We start from the raw sequence: 4,775 nt of genomic DNA on the forward strand, positions 1-4,775 counted from the left end.
GCGTATGCGGAGGCTTGAGGCCGTGGTGCAGAGGGCGCCCATGTTGGGCTTGTTGGGCACCGTTATCGGGATGATCAGCGCATTTGGCAATCTGGCGCTGAGTCAGGAAATGGCCGATCCACGGCTTTTGGCAGCGGGCATCTGGACCGCCTTGACCACGACTGCGCTTGGCCTTGCCATCGCATTGGTTGCCTATTTTCTCGCCAATTGGCTGGAAGGCCGGATCGAGGACGAGCGGCTGACCATCGAAATTGCCATCTCGGCTGCTATTCATGGCCGTGTCGGCGGCACGCAGGGCCCTTAGGCCATGGCGCAAACAAGGCGCAAGATCGAGCTTCCACGCTCTCGCAGAAACTACCGTTTCACGCTGACCCCGCTGGCAGATACGATGTTTCAGCTGCTGGTCTTTTTCATGCTCTCGGCCAATCTGACACCATATTCGATTTTAACCCTGCGCACTGGCACGCTTGGCGCGGTCGGATCCGCGCAATCGGCGCAGGCCAATCCCGCAGGCCAGTCCAATATCGTCAACCCACTGGCCAGCGCGGTCTGGTCGATCAATTCCGATAGCATTGTCGCAAATGGCCAACGCTTTGCGCTGGATCGTATCCCCGATCTGGCTCAGGCGCTGCACCAGCAAGGCGTGACCGAGGTTCTGCTGATCTCGCAAAAAGGGGCGACGGTGCAGGCGCTTGTCTCGATCCTCGAGGTACTAGCCGCCCATCAGATCACCGCTGTACGCGTCGCCGACGGGTCCGCGACATGAGTATGAACCTGCCCGCACGCCGCCGGTTGCGCGGTATAGATGTCTCATTAGCGATCGTGAACATCGTGCTTTTGCTGATCTTTTTCTTTGTGGCAGCAGGTCAGGACAGTTTGGATACGGCCGGAATTGATCTGGCGACCACCGCAGACCTGCCTTTTGACCGGCTGCCCAAGCCGATTGTCAGCGTAGATCCTCAAGGCAACTGGCGCCTGGATGGTGCTGAAATCACCGCCGAGACCCTGCCGGTGGCTTTGGCCGATCGCCCCGAAGGGTCGGATTTATTTTTGATCGTCGACAGGGCAGCCCCGGCCAGCCAGCTGATTGCCCTGCTGAACCTGCCCGAGCTGCGGCCCTATCGCCTGCGCCTGGTCACACTTCGTCAGTCGGCACTGCCATGATCGGGCATCCTCAAACACATAATCTGCGCTGGTTGCAAGCAACGGCGATTTCATTGTCCCTGCATGCGTTGGCGATTGGGCTTTTGATTTATCAACCAAATTTCACCAATTATGTCGCACCTCCCAGAACTGATGAGCCTGAAATTCAGATCGAGACCCTTGTGCCGCAATTCACCCCGGCAGAGGGCAATCAAATCGATCAACCGCCGCTTGACCCGCCTGATGGCCTTGCCAGGCCAAATTCTGAAAGCACGGTGGTTGGGGCACCCCCAGTCACCGCCACGCCAGAGGTGCTGCAACCTTTAACATCGGACAATAGCGGCACAATATTGAGCACGCCCCCGCTTGCACCGGTCGTCATCCTGCCCGAACCCATCGAGGCGGGATCCGTAACCGGGCCGACAGATCCGGACGAAGCCCCATTATCGCCACCAAGCTTGGCAACCAACCCCGACACCGAAGTTACGCCGACAGATCCGCGCCTGACGGATCTGGTCACCCGTCTACGAGAGCAGGTTGATATTGCTTGCCTAATGGCCTTGCCGTCGCTGCAAGACGATGCCCTGACGATGAATGTTTTGTCGCCAAATGATCGCGAGATCACCAGCTTTATTGCCGCGGTCAGCAACGGCTTCGACCAATCCATCACCAGCCGCCGTGTCATTTTGGATCAGCGACAATGCCCCGGCATCACATTTCTGCGGCGCAACCCTCAATATCCGGCATTTGGCCTGAGCATCGCGCTTCAATCGGCCGATATCAGCAGCGGCTCCTCGATTGTAGGGCAGATCGGCAATGGTGCGGGCTGGTATAACACCTTGCTGCTGATCGACGACAATGGTGTCGTCCAAGATTTACGCCGCTTTTTGACGGCGCAAGGCGGTCAGGTCACCTTTGACATCCCCATGTCCCGCGCGGGGGCGGCACGCGACACAAGTCAGATCCTGATTGCAATCGCCACGCCCGGAAGATTGCAATCGGTCACCAGAAATGCGGGCCGTCTGGCGCGGGATTTCTTTCCAGAATTGGCAGCCGAACTGGATCAAAACGCGCGAATTGGGGTCAGCAGCCTTTATATCCGCTGACCCCACTTCCCCCTGTGCCTGAACGGCGCGGATCTAGGCTTCGGCCGAAACTTCTGCCTTTTTGCCGCGCTTCTTTTTTGCAGGCTTATCAGTTGGCTCGGCTGCTGGTGTGGCCTCTGGATCAGGCCCCGTCGTGTCGCCAGCAAAGACGTAATCATAGGTGCCGTCTTTCAGCTCGATCCGCAGATCGGCCATCTCCCCGCCCTCGACCATCCGCGCCAAAACGCGGCGCGATAGATCGGGCAGGATCGAGTTTGTAATGATGTTATCCACCATTCGCCCTCCGCTGTCGGGATCACGACATTGCTCGACGATATATTCCAACACCTCATCGCTATAGGAAAGGCTTGCCCCATGGGCGTCGCGCATCCGTTTGACGATCGCGCCCAATTTCAGGCGCGTGATCCCGGCCAAGACCTCGCGGCTTAGCGGGAAATAGGGGATTGTGACGATGCGGCCCAGCAGTGCCGGGGGGAAAACCTTTAAAAGCTCTGGTTTGATCCGCATGTCCAAGGCCTCAAGGTCGGGGGTCGTCTCGCCCCCCTCAGCCATGCGCATAATGACTTCAGTGCCAACGTTTGACGTCAACAATATCAAGGTATTGCGGAAGTTAATGGCGCGCCCATTGCCATCTTCCATCATGCCTTTGTCAAAGACCTGAAAGAACAGCTCATGCACGTCGGGATGTGCTTTTTCGATCTCATCCAGCAGCACGACCGAATAGGGTTTGCGACGCACGGCCTCGGTCAGCCGGCCCCCTTCGCCATAGCCGACATAACCGGGAGGGGCGCCTTTCAGCAGGCTGACGGAATGAGCCTCTTGGAATTCGGACATGTTGATGGTGATGACATTTTGCTCGCCGCCATAAAGCTGCTCGGCCAAGGCAAGTGCAGTTTCAGTTTTACCAACCCCCGAGGGGCCTGCCAGCATAAAGACCCCGATTGGCTTATTGGGGTTGCCCAACCCCGCGCGGCTTGTTTCCACGCGCTTGGCGATCATTTGCAATCCGTGGTCCTGACCGATGACCCGCTCGCGCAGATGATCGGCCAAGCCCAGGATCGCCTGCAATTCATCCGCGACCATGCGGCCCGCCGGAATGCCCGTCCAATCGCTGATCACGCTGGCAACAGCCTGTTCATCAACATGGGCGTAGACCATACGATCATCGGGATGTGTCGCTGCCAGCTCGGTCATTTTCGCGGTCATTTCCGCGCGCGTGGCCTCGGCATCGAAATCCTCGCCCGCATCCACGGCAAGGCGGCGGCGCAGCTCGACGATCTCATCGACAACGGCCTTTTCGGCCTCGAATTTGGCTTCGATACCCACCAGCTCGGCGGCCTTTTCATCGCGGCTGCTGCGGGCCTCGGCCAGGCGGTCATCGGCCCGTTCGCCCAAATCCTGAGCCGCGACTTTTGCAGCGATTTCCGTGTCCAATGCATTGATCGCATCGCGCAGATCAGCAATTCGCGCCGGGGTCGAGGACTGGCTGACCGCCACACGGGCACAGGCCGTATCCAACAAGGAGACCGCCTTATCAGGAAGCTGCCGGGCGGGAATATAGCGCGCCGATAGTTTGACGGCAGCCACCACGGCCTCATCCGAGATGCGCACCTTGTGGTGGCTTTCCATGGGTTGCAGGACGCCACGGATCATATAGCAGCATTGCTCGATCCCCGGCTCATCGACCTGAACGGGCTGAAAGCGCCGCGTCAGCGCCGGATCTTTTTCGAAATAGTTGCGGTATTCGGCCCAGGTCGTGGCGCCAATCGTGCGCAATGTGCCCCGCGCCAACGCAGGCTTGAGCAAATTGGCGGCATCACCCGTCCCCGCGGCCCCGCCTGCGCCAACCAACGTATGCGCCTCGTCGATGAACAGGATGATCGGCGTCGGTGAGGTTTGAACCTCATCGATGACCGAGCGAAGCCGCTGCTCAAACTCGCCCTTCATGCTGGCCCCGGCCTGCATCGCGCCGATATCCAACATATGCAGACGCATCCCCTGCAGGGCCGGGGGCACCAGACCGGCGGCCAGCCGCTGCGCAAACCCTTCGACGACCGCGGTTTTGCCGACACCTGCTTCGCCCGTCAGAATGGGGTTGTTCTGGCGCCGTCGCATCAACACGTCGATGATCTGGCGGATTTCGTCATCGCGGCCATGAACCGGGTCCATCTTTCCTGACGCCGCATCCGCCGTCATATCGACCGAAAAACGCCCCAATGCGGTCGTTGCACTGTCTGCGCGCTCACCCGAACCCGCTGCGGTCAGTCCCGAGCCATCCATCGGGCGCAATGCCTCTTCGGCCGAGCTTGACCAAAGTTGGCGCGCTTCCTTGCTGAGCTGATCCACCGAGATTTCCGCAAAAACCGCCGAATTGACAACCAGCTCGCGGCGCAAGCCGCCATCATTGAGCAATGAGACCAGCAAATGGCCCGTCCGGATCTGGGTTTCGCCGAAAAAGAGCGTCGCATAGGTCCAGGCGTGGTTCAAAGCATCTGCCAGACTTTCAGCAATGCCGGGCACTTCGGT

At 59.3% G+C, this 4,775-nt stretch carries 5 protein-coding genes; 4 read left to right on the forward strand and 1 reads right to left on the reverse strand.

The annotated features are described in order from the left end of the window. From RTS12_RS20055 to RTS12_RS20070, 4 genes are all read left to right on the forward strand, one after another. A partial coding sequence (locus RTS12_RS20055) for a MotA/TolQ/ExbB proton channel family protein (RefSeq protein ID WP_312531808.1) occupies window positions 1-304 on the forward strand: 304 nt, incomplete at its 5' end. 3 nt (window positions 305-307) lie between these two features. Next, window positions 308-766, forward strand: a complete 459-nt coding sequence (locus RTS12_RS20060) for a biopolymer transporter ExbD (RefSeq protein WP_312531810.1) — start codon at window positions 308-310, stop codon at window positions 764-766. Next, window positions 763-1,164, forward strand: a complete 402-nt coding sequence (locus RTS12_RS20065) for a hypothetical protein (RefSeq protein WP_312531812.1) — start codon at window positions 763-765, stop codon at window positions 1,162-1,164. Before RTS12_RS20060 ends, RTS12_RS20065 begins: the two co-directional genes overlap by 4 nt. Before the next feature lie 53 nt (window positions 1,165-1,217). After that, on the forward strand, window positions 1,218-2,249 hold the full coding sequence (locus RTS12_RS20070; protein ID WP_312531814.1) for a hypothetical protein: 1,032 nt from the start codon (window positions 1,218-1,220) through the stop codon (window positions 2,247-2,249). A 33-nt stretch (window positions 2,250-2,282) separates the two neighbouring features. Here RTS12_RS20070 and tssH read toward each other — a convergent pair. Beyond that, window positions 2,283-4,775, reverse strand: a 2,493-nt coding sequence (gene tssH, locus RTS12_RS20075; RefSeq protein ID WP_312531816.1) for a type VI secretion system ATPase TssH, incomplete at its 5' end; no start/stop codon positions are given.

The sequence above is a fragment of the Paracoccus sp. (in: a-proteobacteria) genome (assembly GCF_032007265.1).
In the GTDB taxonomy this organism is placed as follows: Bacteria; Pseudomonadota; Alphaproteobacteria; order Rhodobacterales; family Rhodobacteraceae; genus Paracoccus.

Excerpts from the sequence above, each read along its gene's own strand:
- RTS12_RS20060 (WP_312531810.1), top strand. The coding sequence starts at position 308 with ATGGCGCAAACAAGGCGCAAGATCGAGCTTCCACGCTCTCGCAGAAAC.
- RTS12_RS20065 (WP_312531812.1), top strand. The coding sequence starts at position 763 with ATGAGTATGAACCTGCCCGCACGCCGCCGGTTGCGCGGTATAGATGTC.